Consider the following 19,355-nt stretch of genomic DNA (forward strand, 5'->3'; position numbering starts at 1 on the left):
GACATGACTGATTCGTCGCACCAGTCCGACCCGCACCGTCGCGCGCGCCTTCGCTGGCGTGCGCGGCGGGGTCTGTTGGAAAACGATGTGATTCTCGATCGTTTTCTCAACCGATACGAGCATGACCTCACCGATACCGATGTGGGCGCGTTGACCCGCCTGCTCGAACTATCCGACAACGACCTGATGGACTTGTTGCTCGCGCGCAAGGAACCAGAAGGCGACCTTGCCGGCCCGGATGTTTCCCGGCTGCTGGAGATGCTGCGCAGCGCGTAACAACGCCGCGCCCGTTATCGAATCCCGTTTCTACTTTCGATTGAGGATGTGCCATGACTCCGTCTGATGTTAAAGCCACGCTATCGTTCAGCGACAATTCGCCGAGCGTCGAACTGCCGATCTACAAGGGCACGTTGGGCCCGGACGTAATCGACATCCGCAAGCTGTACGGCCAGACCGGCAAGTTCACGTACGACCCGGGCTTCATGTCCACGGCGGCGTGCAATTCGGCCATCACGTACATTGACGGGGACAAGGGCGAGCTGCTGTATCGCGGTTACCCGATCGACAATCTCGCGCAAAACGCGGATTTCCTCGAAACCTGCTTTCTGCTGCTGAAGGGCGAACTGCCGAACGCCGCGGAGAAGGAAGAGTTTGTCGAGACCGTCACGAAGCACACGATGGTGCACGAGCAGATGCACTTCTTCTTCCGTGGCTTCCGCCGCGACGCGCACCCGATGGCGATCCTGGTCGCCGCAGTCGGCGCGCTGTCCGCGTTCTACCACGACTCGCTCGACATCAACGATCCGCGTCACCGCGATGTGTCGGCGATCCGCATGATCGCCAAGCTGCCGACGCTGGTCGCGATGGCGTACAAGTACACGATCGGCCAGCCGTTCGTGTACCCGAAGAACGAACTCTCGTACAGCGCGAACTTCATGCACATGATGTTCGCGAACCCGTGCGAAGAGTACAAGGTCAACGACGTGCTGGTGCGCGCACTCGACCGCATCCTGATCCTGCACGCCGACCACGAGCAGAACGCATCGACCTCGACCGTCCGTCTGGCCGGTTCGTCGGGCGCGAACCCGTTCGCCTGTATCGCCGCCGGTATCGCATGTCTGTGGGGCCCGGCGCACGGTGGTGCGAACGAAGCCGCGCTGAACATGCTCGAGCAGATCGGTTCGCCGGACAACATTCCCGAGTTCATCAAGCAAGTGAAGGACAAGAACTCGGGCGTGAAGCTGATGGGCTTCGGTCACCGCGTGTACAAGAACTACGACCCGCGTGCGAAGCTGATGCGCGAAACCTGCCACGAAGTGCTGACCGAACTGGGCCTGCACGACGACCCGTTGTTCAAGCTCGCGATGCAGCTCGAGAAGATCGCGCTGGAAGACGAATACTTCGTGTCGCGCAAGCTGTACCCGAACGTCGACTTCTACTCGGGTATCGTTCAACGCGCGCTGGGCATCCCGACCGCCATGTTCACCTGCATCTTCGCGATGGCACGTACGGTGGGCTGGATCGGCCAGTGGAACGAAATGATCGCCGATCCGGAACAGAAGATCGGTCGTCCGCGTCAGCTGTTCGTCGGCGAAACGTCGCGCGAAGCGACGTCGATCGACAAGCGTTAAGCGATTTCCGAGGGTCGAGCGAGGTGCGTGAGCGCCGCGCCTGACTGAACGGCAAAACAGGCCCCGACGGCGAAAGCGGTCGGGGCCTGTTGCTTTGGCGGGGTGGAATCTCGCGCGGCGTTTGCCGATTGGCGTTCAACGTGGTGGGCATGACGCCGTGGCATCATTGGTGTCATTCCCACGACGAGGTGCCGCATGTTGTCTCATGTCTGTGTCGGCGTACGCGATGTCGAGCAAGCGCATGCGTTCTATGCGCCGCTGATGGCCGCCCTCGGCATGCCGTTGAAATTCCGTGATCCGCCGACGATGGCCGGCTGGATGCCGGCTGACGCGCCGCGCCCGCTATTCCTGATTTGCCGGCCGTTCGACGGCCAGGTCGCGACACCGGGAAATGGTCAGATGATTGCGTTGCTCGCGCCGGATCGGCAAACGGTGGACCGATGTCATGCCCTGGCGCTTCAGGCGGGCGGGGTATGCGAAGGGCCGCCGGGATTGCGTGCGCATTATCATCCGAATTATTACGGCGCTTATTTTCGTGATCCCGACGGTAATAAGCTCTGTATTTGCTGTCACGACCCTGAATAAATACGTCGGCACAGAACTATCACAAATCTTGACAATCGAGGCATACCGCAGGATTACACTTTCGTTATTCACTGATGAAAGGTAACCGTATGCAACGCAACGCTCAATTCCTGTCGTTTTCGATGATCGCCGGTATGATGGCGATCGTCTCGGCTGCCGCGCAGGCCGGCGCGATCGAGAAGAATTTCGACGACGCTGCGAACGGACGTATCGTGGCGCGAGCGAATACGATGGTGACCTGCGATTCCCCGAAGTTTCGCCCCGCTCCGGCGACTGGCGTAGGCGGCAGCGCTGCCGGGGTGGCGGGCAATGTCATGCTGTCGCCTGCTGCGTTGGCGATGTCGCAGCAAGCGGGAAACGCCGTGGCGGATGCGCCGTGTGTGGCGAAGGAGATCCCGTTGACCTCGGCACGGAAGCAAATTACGCTACCGGCGGCTGAATCGGGGTTGGGCGTGACGGTGAAACAATCCCATGCGTGGGAGATGAGCGCCGAAGACAGGCTGTATGCTGCTCAGCATTGCCCGGAAAACATGAATCATCGTGATTTGTGCGTGCGTCGCCGGGCCGGCTACGATCAGGATGGTAATAAGGCGGGTGTCCGTTTGGGGTGGAATTAATCCAATTCAACGTTGGTCGTTATCAAATAAAAACTGGGGGCCGTTCATGCAGAATTCACTCATCCGCTCGTCGTTGCTCGTTATCGCCATATTGGCAACGGCGTCGACGGCGAATGCCGGCATCGCCGAGCAAAATGTCCGCGACGCCGCAAATGGGCTCGTGGCGCCGCCAGCCTTGTCCACTACCTGCGATCCGGTGGCATTTCGTCCGAATCAATACCATTCAATGGGTGCAGGGGAAGGGCTCGCCACGGCGGGATTCGGGCTCGCTTCGCTGGCGATCGCGTCGATGATCTCCTCGCGCAAGCATGCCGATGCCTTGCTCAAATCGCCATGCGTGACGAAGCCCGGGGTGGCGAGCAATGGGACTGATCCGTTGGCGATGCAACTCACGCCGTCACAATTCCCGAGCAAGTCGTTCAACCGCGTGCAATAAATCGCAACACGCCGCCGGCATGGCCTCGGCGACAATGCGTGCCGAGCACGATTTCGGTCGCCGCATGTCACCGCAACGCGGCGCGCGCTTTGCTTCCCCTCCGTTTTTTGCCTGCCGCCGATGAAAGACCGCGTCGAATACACCCGCAGCCGCGATGTCCCCGGACTCGTGCTCGGCGACGCGCGTTTCAGCGAATACCGCTTCGATCGTCATTACCACCTGGATTTCCACGTCGGTATCGTGACCGACGGCGTGCAGCGCCAGCAGGTCGGCGGCAACAGCCTGCTGCTCGGTCCCGGCAGCATTTCCCTGATGCCGCCCGGCGAGGTGCACGACGGCACACGCGTGGGCGACGCCGCATATTCGCTGAAAACGTTCAGGTTGCCGCCGGCATGGCTCGCCGACATCGCGGACGAGCTGGCAGGCGGCGCGAACGGGCCGGTGCTGCACGGCGCGACGTTGACCGATCCGGCTCTGGCGCAACGGCTCAGTACGATTCACACGGCGTTGCGCAGCGAGGATCTTGACGGCCCGCTCGGCCTGCAGTCGGCGTGGCTGCTCGCGCTCGAACGGCTATTCGTGCAGTCGCGCGGTTTCGTGCTGCGCGAGGTGGGCGGTGGCCTGGCCGATGCGCAATGGCGGCGCGTGCGCGACTATTGCGAGGCGCATCTGGCCGAGAAGATCACGCTCGAAGCACTGGCGGCCCTTTGCGAGATCGATCGCTTCGCGTTCCTGAAGTTGTTCAAGCAGACCACGTCCATGACGCCTCACGCGTGGCTCGTGCGGCTGCGTCTCGAACGTGCGTGCATGATGCTGCATCGCGGCACGCAATCCATCGCGGAAGTGGCGCAGGCCGTCGGTTTCTACGACCAGAGCCACTTCAACCGTGCATTCCGGCGCGCGTTCGGCTGCGCGCCGTCGCGCTACTGAGGCGCGCGCGGGCCGCGCTTCAGGCGAAACCTTCAGGCCGATTTTTTCACATCGCCCCCTTCACGCCGCGCGCCAATTCGATCAGGCGATCGACTTCCTGCGTCGTCGTCGCGAACGACGTGACGAAGCGCGCCACGCCCGGCGCCCAGCGATCGTGATAGAAGCGCACGCCGGCCGCGAGCAGGCCGGCGATCACCGGCTGCGGCAGGCGGCAGAACAGGATGTTCGCATCGGCGCCGCCCGTCATGTCCACGCCCGGCACGCTCGCCAGCCCGGCCGCGAGCCGTTGCGCCATCGCGTTCGCGTGGCGCGCGTTGCGCAGCCACAGGTCGTCGGTCAGGTAGGCGTCGAGCGGCGCGGACAGGAAGCGCATCTTCGAGCTCAAATGCCCGGCGCGCTTGCGGCGGAACGCCAGCTCCTGGGCGCGGCGCGGATCGAACACCACTACCGCATCGGAGCCGGGCACACCGTTCTTGGTCGCGCCGAACGACACCACGTCCACCCCGGCGCGCCAGGTCATGTCGGCCGGCGAGGCGCCGAGCGACACCAGCGCGTTGGCGAAGCGCGCGCCGTCCATATGCAGCGGCAGCGAGGCGGCGCGGCAGAGTTCGCCGATCGTGCCGATTTCGTCGAGCGTGTAGACGCTGCCGATCTCGGTGGCCTGCGTGATGCTGACGGCCGACGGCTGCGTGGTGTGCACATCGCCGAGCTTTGCGCGGGAGGCCGCGCGCAGCGCATCGGGATCGAGCTTGCCGGCGGGGCCGTCCACCGTGATCAGCTTCGCGCCGTCGGCATAGAACGCCGGCGCGCCGCATTCGTCGTTGTTGATGTGGCTGTCCGGGTGGCACAGCACGCTGCCCCAGGGCGGCGTCAGCGCGGCCAGCGCGAGCGCATTGGCGGCCGTGCCGGTGCCGACGATGAACACCGCCACTTCGTGCTCGAACAGTTCGGCCAGGCGCTGCTCGACGCGCGTTGTCCACGGGTCGTTGCCGTACGGGGCGGCGTGGCCGGCCGCGCAGGCCACCAGCGCGTCGAGCACGGCGGGGGACGCACCGGCAATGTTGTCGCTGCTGAAGTTGAGGACCGGCTGGTCCGGCGTCGAAGCGTGTTCCATGGGACGTGAATCCTGACTGAAGAAAGGCCCATCGAGGGCGGAATCGGGGGAATGAGCCTCACACTAGCCGAGCGAAGCGGGCAGGGATTGTAAAAAATTGAAGGGCGCGCCCCCCTTGAGCGACGGGCGCGCCGCCCGCATAGTCGGAGCCTCGAATCCACGCCAGCAGGAGTAACGATGACCATCCGCCGCTATTTCGACAGCGATGCGCTGACCTTGACCACGCAGGTGCTTGCCAGCGAACCGGAGGCGCCGGCCGAGCCGGGCGGGAGCGCCGCGCGCTTTCGCGTCGTGCTGGCCGAGACGCTGTTTCATCCGCAGGGCGGCGGCCAGCGCGCCGACACCGGCCGCATCGGCGAGGCAAACGTGCTGCACGTGGCCATCGAGGGTGACACGGTCGTTCATTTCACCGATCGCGCGGTGCCGGCGGGCGAGGTGTCGATCGAGGTCGATGCCGGGCCGCGTGCATTGCATGCGCGGCTGCATTCGGCCGGCCATCTGATCGCCTACGCGGGCGCCACGTTCGGCTGGCGCGCGGTGAAGGGGCACCATTGGCCCGGAGAGGCGCGCGTGGTGATGGAGCGCGACGCCGACGCCCGCGAGATGGACGCGCAGGCGCTGGCCGATGCGGTCAATGCACTGATCGCGGCGGCGCTGCCGCGCGTGCTGACCGAGCGCGACGGCATGCGCATGCTGGCCTACGGCACGCTCGACGCCAGCCCGTGCGGCGGCACGCACGTGGCGGATACCGCCGCGGTGGGGGCGGTCACGATCGCCCGCGTCAAGGAGAAGAAAGGGCAACTGACGGTGCAGTACGACGTCGCCGCCTGATCGCGACGGCGTGCGCCAAGGTGGCCCCGATTGCCCGGTAAAACTTATCCAGGTATCGAAACTACTACTCAACTCACTGTTTTTATTGGGTTTTTTCTCATCCTGGTAGTGCCGCGCCGTCATCTTGGTGGCATAATCGTCTGCACCAGAAGGACTTGTCGTCACTACAACCCCGCATACCATGGCACAGACTCTCTACGACAAATTGTGGAATTCGCACGTCGTCCACGCAGAAGAGGACGGCACCACCTTGCTCTACATCGATCGTCATCTGCTGCACGAGGTGACCAGCCCGCAGGCGTTCGAAGGGCTGAAGATGGCCGAGCGCCCGGTGTGGCGGATCAGCGCGAACCTGGCCGTGTCGGACCATAACGTTCCGACCACCGATCGCACGCAGGGCATCGCCGATCCGATCTCGAAGCTGCAGGTCGACACGCTCGACACGAACTGCGACAGCTTCGGCATCACCCAGTTCAAGATGAACGACATGCGCCAGGGCATCGTTCACATCATCGGGCCGGAGCAGGGCGCGACGCTGCCGGGCATGACGATCGTCTGCGGCGATTCGCACACCTCCACGCACGGTGCGTTCGGTGCGCTCGCGCATGGTATCGGCACCTCGGAAGTCGAGCACGTGCTGGCCACGCAAACCTTGCTGCAGAAGAAGAGCAAGAACCTGCTGATCAAGGTCGACGGCCAACTGCCGCGCGGCTGCACGGCGAAGGACATCGTGCTGGCCATCATCGGCAAGATCGGCACGGCCGGCGGCACGGGCTACGCGATGGAATTCGGCGGCTCGATGATCCGCTCGCTGTCGATGGAAGGCCGCATGACGGTCTGCAACATGGCGATCGAGGCGGGCGCGCGCGCCGGCATGGTGTCGGTGGACGACACCACGATCGAGTACCTGAAGGATCGTCCGTTCTCGCCCACCGGCGTCGAGTGGGATCAGGCCGTGCAGTACTGGCGCACCTTCAAGTCGGACGACGGCGCGCAATTCGACCGCGTGGTCGAGCTGACGGCAGCCGATATCGTGCCGCAGGTCACCTGGGGCACGTCGCCGGAAATGGTCACGGCGGTGGACAGCCGCGTGCCGGACCCCGAGCGCGAGAAGGACCCGGTCAAGCGCGGCGCGATGGAGCGCGCGCTGGCCTACATGGCGCTCGAACCGAACACGCCGATCGAGTCGATCAAGGTCGACAAGATCTTCATCGGTTCGTGCACCAACGCGCGCATCGAAGATATCCGCGCGGCCGCCTACGTGGTCAAGAAGCTGAACCGCCGCGTCGCGTCGAACGTGCGCCTGGCGATGGTGGTGCCGGGTTCGGGCCTCGTGAAGGCGCAGGCCGAGCGTGAAGGGCTCGACAAGGTGTTCCGGGATGCCGGCTTCGAATGGCGCGAGCCCGGCTGCTCGATGTGCCTCGCGATGAACGCGGACCGGCTCGAGCCGGGCGAGCGTTGCGCGTCCACGTCGAACCGCAATTTCGAAGGGCGTCAGGGCGCGGGCGGCCGCACCCATCTGGTCAGCCCGGCGATGGCGGCGGCCGCCGCGATCGAAGGCCATTTCGTCGATATTCGCCGGCTCTGATAAACGCATGCGCCGCAACAGCATCATCGTGAGCCGCCTGGTCGCGGCGCTCGCCCTGGCGGGCGTCGTGCTCGGGCTGGCCGCCTGCAATACGGTGGCGGGCGTCGGCGAGGACATCAATGCCGCAGGCCGCGCGATCTCGCGCGCCGCGAGCTGACAATCTGGAAACGGATCATGGAAAAATTCACAGTGCATTCCGGCGTCGTGGCGCCGCTCGATCGTGAAAACGTCGACACCGACGCGATCATCCCGAAGCAGTTCCTGAAGTCGATCAAGCGCACCGGCTTCGGCCCGAACGCGTTCGACGAATGGCGTTACCTCGATCACGGCGAGCCGGGCCAGGACAACTCGAAGCGCCCGCTGAACCCCGATTTCGTGCTGAACCAGGCGCGTTACCAAGGCGCCTCGGTGCTGCTGGCGCGCAAGAACTTTGGCTGCGGCAGCTCGCGCGAGCATGCCCCGTGGGCGCTCGAACAATACGGCTTCCGTGCGATCATCGCGCCGAGCTTCGCCGATATCTTCTTCAACAACTGCTTCAAGAACGGCGTGCTGCCGATCGTGCTGAGCGAACAGCAGGTCGATCACCTGTTCAACGAGACGTACGCGTTCAACGGCTTCAAGCTGACGATCGATCTCGAGGCACAGTTGGTGCGCTCCGGCGACGGTCGCGAGTATCCATTCGAGGTCGCGGCGTTCCGCAAGTACTGCCTGTTGAACGGCTTCGACGATATCGGCCTGACGCTGCGCCACGCCGACAAGATCCGCCAGTTCGAGGCGGAGCGGCTCGCCAAGCAGCCCTGGCTCAACAACCGCCTGATCGGATGATGCTGTGCCGCGCGTGATGCGCGGCACGCATCGTACGCTCCCGATTCGAACCAACCCATATCAGGAAATCGCATGAAGATTGCAGTGCTGCCGGGCGACGGCATCGGCCCGGAGATCGTCACCGAAGCGGTGAAGGTGCTGAACGCCCTCGACGAAAAGTTCGAACTCGAACAGGCGCCGGTCGGCGGCGCCGGCTACGAGGCCGCGGGCCATCCGCTGCCGGACGCCACGCTGAAGCTGGCCAAGGAAGCGGACGCGATCCTGTTCGGCGCGGTGGGCGACTGGAAATACGACTCGCTCGAACGTGCGCTGCGTCCTGAGCAGGCGATTCTCGGGCTGCGCAAGCACCTCGAACTGTTCGCGAACTTCCGCCCGGCGATCTGCTACGAGCAGCTCGTCGACGCCTCGCCGCTGAAGCCGGAACTGATCTCGGGCCTCGACATCCTGATCGTGCGCGAACTGAACGGCGATATCTACTTCGGCCAGCCGCGCGGCACACGCGAAGCGCCGGACGGCCCGTTCGCCGGTGCGCGCGAAGGCTTCGACACGATGCGCTATTCGGAGCCGGAAGTGCGCCGCATTGCGCACGTCGCGTTCCAGGCCGCGCAGAAGCGCCAGAAGAAGCTGCTGTCGGTGGACAAGGCGAACGTGCTCGAAACCTCGCAGTTCTGGCGCGACATCATGATCGACGTGTCGAAGGAATACGCGGACGTCGAGCTGTCGCACATGTACGTGGACAACGCGGCCATGCAGCTCGCCAAGGCGCCGAAGCAATTCGACGTGATCGTCACCGGCAACATGTTCGGCGACATCCTGTCCGATGAAGCGGCCATGCTGACGGGTTCGATCGGCATGCTGCCGTCGGCCTCGCTCGACAAGAACAACAAGGGCCTGTACGAGCCGTCGCACGGTTCGGCGCCGGACATCGCCGGCAAGGGCGTCGCCAATCCGCTGGCCACCATCCTGTCGGCGGCGATGCTGCTGCGCTATTCGCTGAATCGCGGCGAGCAGGCCGAGCGCATCGAGCGCGCGGTGCAGAAGGTGCTGGAGCAGGGTTACCGCACGGGCGACATCGCCACGCCGGGCTGCCGGCAGGTGGGCACGGCGCAGATGGGCGACGCGGTTATCGCGGCGCTGTAAGGCCAGGGCGGGGCGGCACCCGCGCGGGTGACGCTCCGTTCGACAGAGGTGTTCCGGTACGTTTTTCGTGCGCGGGCTCCGGTTGCGGGGTGTGCGAACAACATCGGGCACGATAGTTTCGGCGGGTCGTTGTACGGCCCATCAGGTTTGTGTAGACTCCTTCGCATGGCGCAGAATCTCTCGATCTCCCCGGTCCTGAACCTCCACGGCACTCAAGCCCGTGCAGGTGCGCGCGCCATCGTCTCCACGAAAATCATCATCACGAAAACGATCACGAAAAGCTGATCGTCGTCCGTCGTGCCCGCCTGATTTCCCCGCGCGGTTGCGCCGGGGGACGGAAAAGGCGGGGAAGCTCTCAAGCAAAGGGTTAGTCATGAACGTAGGTCTCGTAGGTTGGCGCGGCATGGTCGGCAGCGTGCTGATGCAGCGCATGCAGGAAGAAGGCGATTTCGATCTGATCGAGCCGGTGTTTTTCAGCACCAGCAACACGGGCGGCAAGGCGCCGGCCTTCGCAAAGAACGAGACCACGCTGAAAGACGCGACGAACATCGACGAGCTGCGCAAGTGCGACGTGATCATCACGTGCCAGGGCGGCGACTACACCAACGAGGTGTTCCCGAAGCTGCGCTCGGCCGGCTGGAACGGCTACTGGATCGACGCGGCCTCGTCGCTGCGCATGAAGGACGACGCCGTCATCATTCTCGATCCGGTCAACCTCGACGTGATCAAGGACGCGCTCGTCAAGGGCACCAGGAATTTCGTCGGCGGCAACTGCACGGTCAGCCTGATGCTGATGGCGCTGGGTGGCCTGTTCCGCGAAAACCTGGTCGACTGGATGACGGCCATGACGTATCAGGCCGCGTCGGGTGCCGGCGCGCAGAACATGCGCGAACTGCTCGCGCAGATGGGCGCGCTGAACAGCGCCGTGGCCGAGCAACTGGCCGATCCGTCGTCGGCGATCCTCGACATCGACCGCCGCGTGCTGGCCACGATGAACAGCGACGCCATGCCCACCAGCCAGTTCGGCGTGCCGCTGGCCGGTTCGCTGATCCCCTGGATCGACAAGGATCTCGGCAACGGGATGTCGAAGGAAGAATGGAAGGGCGGCGCGGAAACCAACAAGATCCTCGGCAAGCCGGCCATGGGCGAACCGGGTTCGATCCCCGTCGACGGCCTGTGCGTGCGGATCGGCGCGATGCGCTGCCATTCGCAGGCGCTGACCATCAAGCTGAAGAAGGACGTGCCGCTCGACGAAGTGCACGGCATTCTCGCCTCGGCCAACGACTGGGTGAAGGTCGTGCCGAACGAGCGCGAAGCGTCGATGCGCGATCTGTCGCCGGCCGTGGTGACGGGCACGCTGTCGGTGCCGGTCGGCCGCCTGCGCAAGCTGGCGATGGGTGGTGAATACCTGTCCGCGTTCACGGTTGGCGATCAGCTGCTGTGGGGCGCTGCCGAGCCGCTGCGCCGCATGCTGCGCATCCTGCTCGACAAGTAAGCCGGCGCGGCTCGCGTCCGTAAGGACGACGGCGGCGTTCGTGGTGCCCGGTGCCAAGCCGGGCGCGGCGAACGCCGCTTTGTTTTGGGTCGCGCGGCGGGAGGTGAGCAAGGCTTGCAGTTTGCTTGTGTCATGCCGCGCAAGACAATTCCGACGAAACGGGCGGCGGGTAAAGTAAACTACGCGGCTACGACGCAATCCGGCGTCGCGTGGTGCGGCCTTTCTCTCGGTGCGCCGGCGCGAACGTCCCGAATCCTGTCCTCCCTCCAACGTGAACCAGGGCCGCGCGCTGCCGCGGCGAATGTACCGATGATGCTGCGATTTCCCCCCGGTAAGGCTTCCGTTGCCTCGTTTCCCGCCCTGATTTCCCGCGCGTTAGCGATGCGTGCGATCGCGGCCGCCGCCGTTGCGCTGCTGTCGGCCGCCGCGCCGCTCGCGCAGGCCGCGGCATCGGACGCGGCGGCACCGGCCCTCGCGGCTGCGCCGCAATCGGTCACGGTCCGGCCGGGCCAGTCGCTCAACGATCTCGCCATCGCCGTCACTCAATCGCACGATCCCGTGGTGCTGGGCCGGGCCGGTCGCGCACTGTTCGCCGCGAACCCGCGGGCGTTCATGAAAAACGATCCGAGCCGGCTGCGGCTCGGGGCGACGCTGACCGTGCCGCCGCTCGATGCGACCGGCGCGGCCGTTGCCGCTCCGGCGAGTGCACCGGCGGCCACGAGTACTGCTCCTGCTTCCGGCGCGACGGCGGCTGCGCCGGCGCGGGTGGCGGGTGCTTCGGCGCCCGCCGTGCCGGCCGCGGCGCCGGTTGCGAGCGCGTCGGCCGCGCATGGCGCCAGCCCGGCTGCGCCCATCGGCGGGTCGGCGCCGCATCCGGCCAATGCCGTGAGCGGTGCCGTTGCCGCGGGCGCTTCGGCGCCGGCGGCTGCGCCGGGTGCTTCGGCGGCGATCGTCGCGCCGTCCTCGTCGGTTGCAGCGGCCGCGGCGCAAGCGGCGCCGGCCGTTGCCGCTCCGCATGCGAATGCCGCGAACAGCGGCTCGACCACCGGTTCGACCGGTCCGCACAGCTGGAGCGGGTCGATCCAGACCGCGCCGCCGGTCGGGTCGAGCGAGGCGGAAGCCGCGCTGCTGGCGCCGGGCAGCGGAGCGCGCGCGGCGACCAGCGGCAACGCCGAGGCGTCGGCCGCGCAGGCTCGGCCGTCGAGCCTCCAGCAACTGCTGGCACTGAAGAATCGTGTGCTGATGGATCTGCAGAAGCACGGCATCGGCAAGCCGGCGCCGGAAGCCACGGCGCCGGAAGCGAAACCCGCACCGGCTGCCGCGCCGTCGACGGCCGGCAGCGCGGCGGATGCGGCGTCGGGCGCGTCGGTGCCCGCAGCGGCTGCGTCGGCACCGGTCGCCAAGCCTGCTTCGGCACCGGCTGCCAAGCCGGCCGCCGTTCAGCCTTCAGCACCTGCCGTGCCGTTCGACCGGACAGCCGCGATCGCCGTCGGCGTTGCGGCTGCTGCGCTGGTTCTCGGTTTCCTGTTCCGCCGCCGCAAGCGTGCCGAGCCGGAAGTCGAGCCGCAAACGGGTACGGATACGCCGCCGCCATCGTCTCCGGCGACGGCCGCAGGCGCCGTTGCTGCCGCAGCGGTCGCGGCCGAAACCGTGACGCATCAACAGGATGCAGTACCGTCGCCGTCGGCACCTGCCGAAACGCCGGTGGCAACGCACGTCGAACCGCCCGAAACGGCGCATCACGAGGCGCCGGCGGAAGAACCCGTTTCCCCGATCCCGGACGCCATCCTTGCCGTTTCCGACTCACTGCCGCCGCCCGCGGTGGTTGAACCCGCGGTACCGGCGGCCGAAGCAGCCGCCCATGACGACACGCCCGACGCGATCGCACCGCAGCCGGGCCAACCCGATTACGGGACCGCACCCGCGCCGATCGAGGCAGCGCCGGCGGCGCCCATCGATCTCACCACCTTGACCGAATTGAACGAATTGACCAGTAGCGCCTCGCCCGGCGTGCCCACGCACGAATTCCCGGCCGATGCGATTTCCGCGCTCGACAGCCTCGACATGCCCCTGCCGCCGCGCACGGGCACGCCGGCAGCGGACTTTGATTTCACGCCCCGCAACGCAACTAACAGTCTATCCGCGTCGACCCTTCCGGCATTCGGTCGCGATTTGTCCGCATCGTCGGCGGCCACCGAGCCTGCAGGGCAGGCGGGTAGCGATCCGCATCGATTGGATTCGCTGCCGGACCCGCTCGACGATGAACTACCGCTCGACGACGATGCCGCGGCATCGGCTCCCGGCAGTTACGCGCCAGCCGGCTTTGCGCCGCTCGGCGCGGCGCAGTTCGGCGCGCTGAGCCTCGACTTCGATCTGGATCTGCCGGCTGGCCCGGGTGCGTCGATTCCGCCGCCGAGTGATGCCGTGCTCGATCGCATCGCCCACAACAAGCTCGACCTGGCGTCCGAATACGTCGAACTCGGCGATCTGAACGGCGCGCGCGCGCTGCTCGGCGAAGTGATCGACGCCAACCGCCCGGGCACGCGGGATCAAGCACGCGCCCTGCTGGCCAAGCTCGCCGACGCCACGTAATGCGAATCGCACTGGGCATTCAGTACGACGGTGCCGCGTTCTGCGGCTGGCAATCCCAGCCGCACCGCAACACCGTGCAGGACACGCTTGAACAGGCGCTGAAGGCATTCGCGCTGGTGCCGCTGCAAACCGTGGTGGCGGGGCGGACCGATACGGGCGTGCATGGCCTCGGCCAGGTCGTTCATTTCGACACCGAGCTTTCGCGCGCCGATTTTTCCTGGGTGCGCGGCACCAATGCGTTCCTGCCGGCAACGGTGGCCGTGCAGTGGGCCAAGCCGATGCCGGACGCGTTCCATGCGCGCTTCGCCGCGTTCGAGCGCACCTATTACTACGCGCTCTACGTGCATGCGTTCCGCTCGCCGATGCTGAACGCGCGCGCGGGCTGGGTTCACACGCCGCTCGACGTCGACGCGATGCGCGAAGCGGCGCAGCACCTGATCGGCGAAAACGATTTTTCGTCGTTTCGCTCGTCGGAGTGCCAGTCGAAAACGCCGGTCAAGCATCTGTACCAGATCGATATCCGGCCGTCGGGCAGCTTCATCCATTTCCGGTTTCGCGCCAACGCGTTCCTGCATCACATGGTGCGCAACCTGATGGGCTGCCTCGTGGCGGTAGGGCGCGGCCGTTATCCTGCCGACTGGATGGCGGAGGTGCTGGCCGCGCGCAACCGCGACCGCGCCGCGCCGACCTTCATGCCGGATGGCCTGTATCTCGCGCATGTCGGCTATCCTGACGAATTCGCCGTGCCCCCGGCGCAGCTCGGCAGCGTGCCGTGGAGCACCGTCTGGGCCGATCTCGACGCGCCGCCGGATGGGCTCGCCGGCCCCTGATCGATGCCCCGCGCCGTTTTGAGCGCCAGAACACCGTTGCAATCGAATCCGCCGTACCCCTCGCAGGACGCACCACGATGACCGCCACGCCGCTTGCCACCGCTCCCCAGGCCCGCACCCGCATCAAGCTGTGCGGACTGTCCCGTCCCGCCGATGTCGATCACGCCGTCGCGCTCGGCGCCGATGCGGTCGGCTTCGTGTTCTACCCGAAAAGCCCGCGCGCGGTGACGATCGAGCAGGCGGCCGAGCTGGTGCGGCGCATCCCGCCGTTCGTGTCGGCGGTCGGCCTGTTCGTCAACGCGACGGCCGACGAACTCGCGCGCGTGCTCGACGCCGTGCCGCTCACCATGCTGCAGTTCCACGGCGACGAAACCCCGGCGCAATGCATCGAGCTGGCCGGTGCGGCGCGTTTGCCGTGGATGCGCGCGTTGCGCATTGGCATCTCGACGCAGCGCGCCGATTTGGTAGAATCGGCACTTCACTATTCGACAGCCTGCGGTTTGTTGTTCGACACCCATGTGCCGGACTACGGCGGCAGCGGCAAGGTCTTCGATTGGTCTCTTATTTCCGCAGAGCTCGCGCGTCGGGCCGTTTTGAGTGGTGGCTTGGCCGCGCAAAACGTCGGTGACGCAATACGCCAGATCCGCCCGTACGCGGTCGATGTCTCCAGTGGCATCGAAGTACCGGGCGAGAAGGGCGTGAAGGATCACGCCCGGATGGCGGCGTTCGTGAGCGCAGTGCGCGATGCGGACGCCCGGTGAGCTGAATGCCGGCGCGGCGCCTGCCGCGCCGTCCGATAGAGAGACAAGCATGTACAACCTTCCTGATGATCGCGGCCATTTCGGCCCGTATGGCGGCGTGTTCGTCGCCGAAACGCTGATTCACGCCCTCGACGAGCTGCGTGCCGCCTACGAGCGCTACCAGGCCGACCCCGAATTCGTCGCCGAATACAACCGCGAACTCAAGCATTTCGTCGGCCGTCCGTCGCCGATCTACCACGCGCAACGCTGGACCGAAATGCTCGGCGGCGCGCAGCTCTACCTGAAGCGCGAAGACCTGAACCACACGGGCGCGCACAAGGTGAACAACGTGATCGGCCAGGCGCTGCTCGCGCGCCGGATGGGCAAGAAGCGCGTGATTGCCGAAACCGGCGCGGGCCAGCACGGCGTGGCCACGGCCACCATCTGCGCGCGCTTCGGCATGGAGTGCGTGGTCTACATGGGCGCCGAGGACGTGCGCCGCCAGGCCGCCAACGTCTACCGCATGAAGCTGCTCGGCGCGACCGTGGTGCCGGTCGAATCGGGTTCGCGCACGCTGAAGGACGCGCTCAACGAAGCGATGCGCGACTGGGTCACGAACATCGAATCGACGTTCTACATCATCGGCACGGTGGCCGGCCCGCACCCGTACCCGATGATGGTGCGCGATTTCCAGCGCGTGATCGGTGACGAATGCAAGGTGCAGATGCCCGAAATGACGGGCCGTCAGCCCGACGCCGTGATCGCCTGCGTGGGCGGCGGCTCGAATGCGATGGGCATCTTCTATCCGTATATCGACGACACCTCGGTGCAACTGATCGGCGTCGAAGCGGCCGGCGACGGCCTCGACAGCGGCCGTCACGCGGCCTCGCTGACGGGCGGCAGCCCCGGCGTGCTGCACGGCAATCGCACCTATCTGCTGCAGGATGCGGACGGCCAGATCATCGAGACGCATTCGGTGTCGGCGGGCCTCGACTATCCGGGCGTCGGCCCCGAACACGCCTGGCTCAAGGACAGCGGCCGGGCGCAGTACGTGCCGATCACCGACGAGGAAGCGCTGAAGGCATTCCACGATTGCTGCCGGATCGAGGGCATCATCCCGGCCCTCGAATCGAGCCACGCGATCGCCTATGGTGCGAAGCTTGCCGCCACCTTGCCGAAGGACAAGATCCTCCTCGTCAATCTGTCGGGCCGAGGCGACAAGGACATGCATACCGTCGCCGAGCGCGGCGGCATCGTGCTCTGACGCCCGGTGCGTGATCTGATCGATGCGCCGGGCGGCGGCGCGGCAAGCGAGAGCGATGCGGCTTCGGCCGCGGCGCCCTCGCGCGCGTTGCCGCCCGGCTTCGACCTTCATCACCGCGATTTCCTGACCGATGCGGCGAACCTGCCGGATGCGTCGATCGACCTGATCGTCGCCGATCCGCCCTACGGGCTCGGCAAGGACTACGGCAACGACTCGGACAAGCTGCAGGGCGACGCGCATCTCGCGTGGACGCGCCAGTGGCTCGACCTGGCGATTCCGAAGCTCAAGCCGAGCGGCTCGCTCTACGTGTTCTGCACGTGGCAATACGCGCCCGAAATCTTCAGCTATTTGAAGACCCGCCTCACGATGATCAACGAGATCATCTGGGATCGGCGCGTGCCGAGCATGGGCGGCACCACGCGCCGCTACACGTCGGTGCACGACAACATCGGTTTTTTCGCGGTGTCGAAGGGCTATTACTTCGATCTCGATCCGATCCGCATTCCCTACGACGCCGAAACGAAGAAGGCCCGTTCGCGCAAGTTGTTCGAAGGCAGCAAGTGGCTCGAGATGGGCTACAACCCGAAGGACGTCTGGTCGATTTCGCGCCTGCACCGGCAGCACGCGGAGCGCGTCGACCATCCGACCCAGAAGCCGCTCGAGATGGTCGAGCGGATGGTGCTGTCGAGCTGCCCGCCGGGCGGCCTCGTGCTCGACCCGTTCATGGGCAGCGGCACGACGGCCGTGGCATGCGCGCGACACGGACGCCGCTTCGTCGGCTACGAGATCAATGAAAGCTATTGCGCGATCGCGCGCGAACGCGTGAGCGCGCTCGCCGCGCCGGCGGCTGCGCCAGTCGACGACTGACGCCCGCCGATCGCGACCGAATCCAGGAAAGTGACACCATGTCCCGTATCCAGAAAACATTCGCAGCACTCGCCGCCCAGGGCCGTAAGGGCCTGATTCCGTTTCTGACGGCCGGCGACCCGGACCCGGCGAAAACCGTCGAATTCATGCATGCGCTGGCTGAAGGCGGCGCCGACGTGATCGAGCTCGGCGTGCCGTTCTCGGACCCGATGGCCGATGGCCCCGTGATCCAGCGCTCGTCGGAACGCGCGCTCGCGCGCGGCGTCACGCTCAAGCACGTGCTCGACGACGTCAAGCGCTTTCGCGAGCGCGACGACGCCACCCCGGTCGTGCTGATGGGCTATGCCAATCCGATCGAGCGCATGGGTGCGCAAGCCTTCGCCGAAGCTGCCGGCGCGGCCGGCGTGGACGGCGTGCTGGTGGTCGACTATCCGCCCGAGGAGGCGGAGCAGTTCGCCGCCACGATGCGCGCTTCCGGCATCGACCCCATTTTCCTGCTGGCGCCCACTTCTACCGAGGAACGCATGGCGCAAGTCGGGCGGATCGCGAGCGGCTACGTGTATTACGTGTCGCTGAAAGGGGTGACCGGCGCCGGAAATCTGGATGTTTCCGACATTGCAGGTAAAATCCCGGCCATCAAGTCGCGCGTACCGGTTCCGGTCGGCGTCGGCTTCGGCATTCGCGACGCCGCCACGGCGCGCGCGGTGGCCGAAGTGTCCGATGCCGTCGTGATCGGCAGCCGCCTCGTGCAACTGCTCGAGGAAGCCACGCCGGAAGCGGCCGTGGGCACGCTGAAGGCGTTCATCGCCGAGTTGCGTGCCGCGCTGGACGGCGAGGCCAAGGCCACGTAAAAAGGCCGCCGGGGTTGTTGCAGGGTGGCCCCGGCCGCCACGCGCATCATCAGAAACACCGAATACGAGCCGGATCGATCCGGCCCGTCTTGAACAGGGAAACCACACATGAGCTGGCTCGACAAGCTGTTGCCGCCGAAGATCAAGCAGACCGACCCCAAGAGCCGCAAGGGCATCCCCGAGGGGTTGTGGGTCAAGTGCCCGTCTTGCGAGGCGGTGCTGTACCGCTCCGACGTCGAGGCCAATCTGCATGTGTGCCCGAAGTGCGATCACCACATGCGGATCGGCGCGCGCGAGCGCCTCGATGCGCTGCTCGATCCGGAAGGCCGCTATGAAATCGGCCAGGAAGTCCTGCCGGTCGATACGCTGAAGTTCAAGGACAGCCGCAAGTATCCGGATCGTTTGAAGGAAGCGATCGACGAGACGGGCGAAACCGACGCGATGGTGGTGATGGGCGGCGCGATCCGCACGCTGCCGGTGGTCGCGGCCTGTTTCGAGTTCTCGTTCATGGGCGGCTCGATGGGGTCGGTGGTCGGCGAGCGCTTCGCGCGCGGCGCGCAGAACGCGCTCGAGCAGCACGTTCCGTTCATCTGCGTGACGGCCTCGGGCGGCGCGCGCATGCAGGAAAGCCTGCTGTCGCTGATGCAGATGGCCAAGACCACCGCGATGCTGACCAAGCTGGCCGAAGCCAAGCTGCCGTTCATCTCGGTGCTGACCGATCCGACCATGGGCGGCGTGTCGGCCAGCTTTGCGTTCCTCGGCGACGTGGTGATCGCCGAGCCGAAGGCGCTGATCGGCTTCGCCGGCCCGCGCGTGATCGAGCAGACGGTGCGCGAGAAGTTGCCGGAAGGCTTCCAGCGCGCGGAATTCCTGCTGAAGTCGGGCGCGATCGACATGATCGTCGACCGCCGCAAGATGCGCGATGAAATCGCGCAATTGCTGGCGCTGCTGCAGCGCCAGCCGGCCGACGCGCTGGCGTAAGCGCCGCGCGGCATCCGCCGACGCGTCGTCCGGCCCGG

Annotated in this window: 20 protein-coding genes and 1 pseudogene; 19 read left to right on the plus strand and 2 right to left on the minus strand. The window is 66.1% G+C overall.

The window, feature by feature from the left end:
* The first annotated feature begins 3 nt into the window (after positions 1-3).
* The 6 genes from AB4850_RS05440 (at position 4) to AB4850_RS05465 (ending at position 4,199) form a co-directional block, all read left to right on the plus strand.
* On the plus strand, positions 4-276 hold the full coding sequence (locus AB4850_RS05440; protein WP_414441579.1) for a succinate dehydrogenase assembly factor 2: 273 nt from the start codon (positions 4-6) through the stop codon (positions 274-276).
* 53 nt (positions 277-329) lie between these two features.
* Positions 330-1,631 (plus strand): citrate synthase, encoded by a 1,302-nt coding sequence (gltA, locus tag AB4850_RS05445; RefSeq protein WP_414441580.1) that lies wholly within the window; start codon positions 330-332, stop codon positions 1,629-1,631.
* 195 nt (positions 1,632-1,826) lie between these two features.
* Positions 1,827-2,216: a VOC family protein gene (locus tag AB4850_RS05450; RefSeq protein WP_414441581.1), complete on the plus strand. Its 390-nt coding sequence runs from the start codon at positions 1,827-1,829 to the stop codon at positions 2,214-2,216.
* 89 nt (positions 2,217-2,305) lie between these two features.
* The gene (locus tag AB4850_RS05455; protein ID WP_414441582.1) at positions 2,306-2,833 is read left to right on the plus strand and encodes a hypothetical protein; all 528 of its coding nucleotides are present in this window, start codon (positions 2,306-2,308) and stop codon (positions 2,831-2,833) included.
* Positions 2,834-2,879: 46 nt separating this feature from the next.
* Positions 2,880-3,269 carry a hypothetical protein gene (locus AB4850_RS05460; RefSeq protein WP_414441583.1) on the plus strand — a complete coding sequence of 130 codons (390 nt, stop codon included), beginning with the start codon at positions 2,880-2,882 and terminating at the stop codon, positions 3,267-3,269.
* A gap of 120 nt (positions 3,270-3,389) precedes the next feature.
* On the plus strand, positions 3,390-4,199 hold the full coding sequence (locus tag AB4850_RS05465) for an AraC family ligand binding domain-containing protein (RefSeq protein WP_414441584.1): 810 nt from the start codon (positions 3,390-3,392) through the stop codon (positions 4,197-4,199).
* A 46-nt stretch (positions 4,200-4,245) separates the two neighbouring features.
* Here the strand turns inward: AB4850_RS05465 and AB4850_RS05470 are convergent, their stop codons facing one another.
* On the minus strand, positions 4,246-5,313 hold the full coding sequence (locus tag AB4850_RS05470) for a threonine aldolase family protein (RefSeq protein WP_414441585.1): 1,068 nt from the start codon (positions 5,311-5,313) through the stop codon (positions 4,246-4,248).
* A gap of 177 nt (positions 5,314-5,490) precedes the next feature.
* Here AB4850_RS05470 and AB4850_RS05475 point away from each other — a divergent pair, with 177 nt between their 5' ends.
* The 5 genes from AB4850_RS05475 (at position 5,491) to leuB (ending at position 9,697) form a co-directional block, all read left to right on the plus strand.
* Positions 5,491-6,144, plus strand: a complete 654-nt coding sequence (locus AB4850_RS05475; RefSeq protein ID WP_414441586.1) for an alanyl-tRNA editing protein — start codon at positions 5,491-5,493, stop codon at positions 6,142-6,144.
* A 181-nt stretch (positions 6,145-6,325) separates the two neighbouring features.
* The gene (gene leuC, locus AB4850_RS05480) at positions 6,326-7,732 is read left to right on the plus strand and encodes a 3-isopropylmalate dehydratase large subunit (protein ID WP_414441587.1); all 1,407 of its coding nucleotides are present in this window, start codon (positions 6,326-6,328) and stop codon (positions 7,730-7,732) included.
* A 7-nt stretch (positions 7,733-7,739) separates the two neighbouring features.
* The gene (locus tag AB4850_RS05485) at positions 7,740-7,889 is read left to right on the plus strand and encodes an entericidin A/B family lipoprotein (protein WP_414441588.1); all 150 of its coding nucleotides are present in this window, start codon (positions 7,740-7,742) and stop codon (positions 7,887-7,889) included.
* A 17-nt stretch (positions 7,890-7,906) separates the two neighbouring features.
* Entirely contained in the window at positions 7,907-8,557 is a 651-nt protein-coding gene (leuD, locus tag AB4850_RS05490; RefSeq protein ID WP_414441589.1) for a 3-isopropylmalate dehydratase small subunit, read from the plus strand.
* Positions 8,558-8,629: 72 nt separating this feature from the next.
* A complete protein-coding gene (gene leuB / locus AB4850_RS05495; RefSeq protein ID WP_414441590.1) occupies positions 8,630-9,697 on the plus strand; it encodes a 3-isopropylmalate dehydrogenase in 1,068 nt (355 codons plus the stop codon).
* A gap of 212 nt (positions 9,698-9,909) precedes the next feature.
* Here leuB and AB4850_RS05500 read toward each other — a convergent pair.
* Positions 9,910-10,072, minus strand: a pseudogene (locus AB4850_RS05500) (3-isopropylmalate dehydrogenase).
* Here AB4850_RS05500 and asd point away from each other — a divergent pair.
* The 8 genes from asd to accD all read left to right on the plus strand — a co-directional run bounded on the left by asd (position 10,071) and on the right by accD (position 19,317).
* Positions 10,071-11,192, plus strand: coding sequence for an aspartate-semialdehyde dehydrogenase (gene asd / locus AB4850_RS05505; protein ID WP_414441591.1), 1,122 nt, complete (start codon positions 10,071-10,073; stop codon positions 11,190-11,192). The pseudogene AB4850_RS05500 and the gene asd sit on opposite strands and share 2 nt — an antisense overlap.
* Before the next feature lie 381 nt (positions 11,193-11,573).
* On the plus strand, positions 11,574-13,784 hold the full coding sequence (locus AB4850_RS05510) for a FimV/HubP family polar landmark protein (protein WP_414441592.1): 2,211 nt from the start codon (positions 11,574-11,576) through the stop codon (positions 13,782-13,784).
* Positions 13,784-14,614 (plus strand): tRNA pseudouridine(38-40) synthase TruA, encoded by an 831-nt coding sequence (gene truA, locus AB4850_RS05515; protein ID WP_414441593.1) that lies wholly within the window; start codon positions 13,784-13,786, stop codon positions 14,612-14,614. Before AB4850_RS05510 ends, truA begins: the two co-directional genes overlap by 1 nt.
* A 77-nt stretch (positions 14,615-14,691) precedes the next feature.
* Positions 14,692-15,375, plus strand: coding sequence for a phosphoribosylanthranilate isomerase (locus AB4850_RS05520; protein ID WP_414441594.1), 684 nt, complete (start codon positions 14,692-14,694; stop codon positions 15,373-15,375).
* 49 nt (positions 15,376-15,424) lie between these two features.
* Complete coding sequence (gene trpB / locus AB4850_RS05525; RefSeq protein ID WP_414441595.1) at positions 15,425-16,618, plus strand: tryptophan synthase subunit beta; 1,194 nt, start codon at positions 15,425-15,427, stop codon at positions 16,616-16,618.
* 6 nt (positions 16,619-16,624) lie between these two features.
* On the plus strand, positions 16,625-17,485 hold the full coding sequence (locus AB4850_RS05530) for a DNA-methyltransferase (protein WP_414441596.1): 861 nt from the start codon (positions 16,625-16,627) through the stop codon (positions 17,483-17,485).
* Positions 17,486-17,523: 38 nt separating this feature from the next.
* On the plus strand, positions 17,524-18,336 hold the full coding sequence (gene trpA, locus AB4850_RS05535) for a tryptophan synthase subunit alpha (protein ID WP_414441597.1): 813 nt from the start codon (positions 17,524-17,526) through the stop codon (positions 18,334-18,336).
* Between the two features lie 108 nt (positions 18,337-18,444).
* Positions 18,445-19,317, plus strand: a complete 873-nt coding sequence (gene accD, locus AB4850_RS05540) for an acetyl-CoA carboxylase, carboxyltransferase subunit beta (RefSeq protein ID WP_414441598.1) — start codon at positions 18,445-18,447, stop codon at positions 19,315-19,317.
* Positions 19,318-19,355 lie beyond the last annotated feature (38 nt).

Origin of the sequence: Burkholderia sp. 22PA0106, assembly GCF_047497155.1 — a bacterium.
Taxonomy (GTDB): Bacteria; Pseudomonadota; Gammaproteobacteria; order Burkholderiales; family Burkholderiaceae; genus Burkholderia.

Coding starts and splice junctions, on each gene's coding strand:
- AB4850_RS05440 (WP_414441579.1), top strand. CDS start 4: ATGACTGATTCGTCGCACCAGTCCGACCCGCACCGTCGCGCGCGCCTT.
- gltA (WP_414441580.1), top strand. CDS start 330: ATGACTCCGTCTGATGTTAAAGCCACGCTATCGTTCAGCGACAATTCG.
- AB4850_RS05450 (WP_414441581.1), top strand. CDS start 1,827: ATGTTGTCTCATGTCTGTGTCGGCGTACGCGATGTCGAGCAAGCGCAT.
- AB4850_RS05455 (WP_414441582.1), top strand. CDS start 2,306: ATGCAACGCAACGCTCAATTCCTGTCGTTTTCGATGATCGCCGGTATG.
- AB4850_RS05460 (WP_414441583.1), top strand. CDS start 2,880: ATGCAGAATTCACTCATCCGCTCGTCGTTGCTCGTTATCGCCATATTG.
- AB4850_RS05465 (WP_414441584.1), top strand. CDS start 3,390: ATGAAAGACCGCGTCGAATACACCCGCAGCCGCGATGTCCCCGGACTC.
- AB4850_RS05470 (WP_414441585.1), bottom strand. CDS start 5,313: ATGGAACACGCTTCGACGCCGGACCAGCCGGTCCTCAACTTCAGCAGC.
- AB4850_RS05475 (WP_414441586.1), top strand. CDS start 5,491: ATGACCATCCGCCGCTATTTCGACAGCGATGCGCTGACCTTGACCACG.
- leuC (WP_414441587.1), top strand. CDS start 6,326: ATGGCACAGACTCTCTACGACAAATTGTGGAATTCGCACGTCGTCCAC.
- AB4850_RS05485 (WP_414441588.1), top strand. CDS start 7,740: ATGCGCCGCAACAGCATCATCGTGAGCCGCCTGGTCGCGGCGCTCGCC.
- leuD (WP_414441589.1), top strand. CDS start 7,907: ATGGAAAAATTCACAGTGCATTCCGGCGTCGTGGCGCCGCTCGATCGT.
- leuB (WP_414441590.1), top strand. CDS start 8,630: ATGAAGATTGCAGTGCTGCCGGGCGACGGCATCGGCCCGGAGATCGTC.
- asd (WP_414441591.1), top strand. CDS start 10,071: ATGAACGTAGGTCTCGTAGGTTGGCGCGGCATGGTCGGCAGCGTGCTG.
- AB4850_RS05510 (WP_414441592.1), top strand. CDS start 11,574: ATGCGTGCGATCGCGGCCGCCGCCGTTGCGCTGCTGTCGGCCGCCGCG.
- truA (WP_414441593.1), top strand. CDS start 13,784: ATGCGAATCGCACTGGGCATTCAGTACGACGGTGCCGCGTTCTGCGGC.
- AB4850_RS05520 (WP_414441594.1), top strand. CDS start 14,692: ATGACCGCCACGCCGCTTGCCACCGCTCCCCAGGCCCGCACCCGCATC.
- trpB (WP_414441595.1), top strand. CDS start 15,425: ATGTACAACCTTCCTGATGATCGCGGCCATTTCGGCCCGTATGGCGGC.
- trpA (WP_414441597.1), top strand. CDS start 17,524: ATGTCCCGTATCCAGAAAACATTCGCAGCACTCGCCGCCCAGGGCCGT.
- accD (WP_414441598.1), top strand. CDS start 18,445: ATGAGCTGGCTCGACAAGCTGTTGCCGCCGAAGATCAAGCAGACCGAC.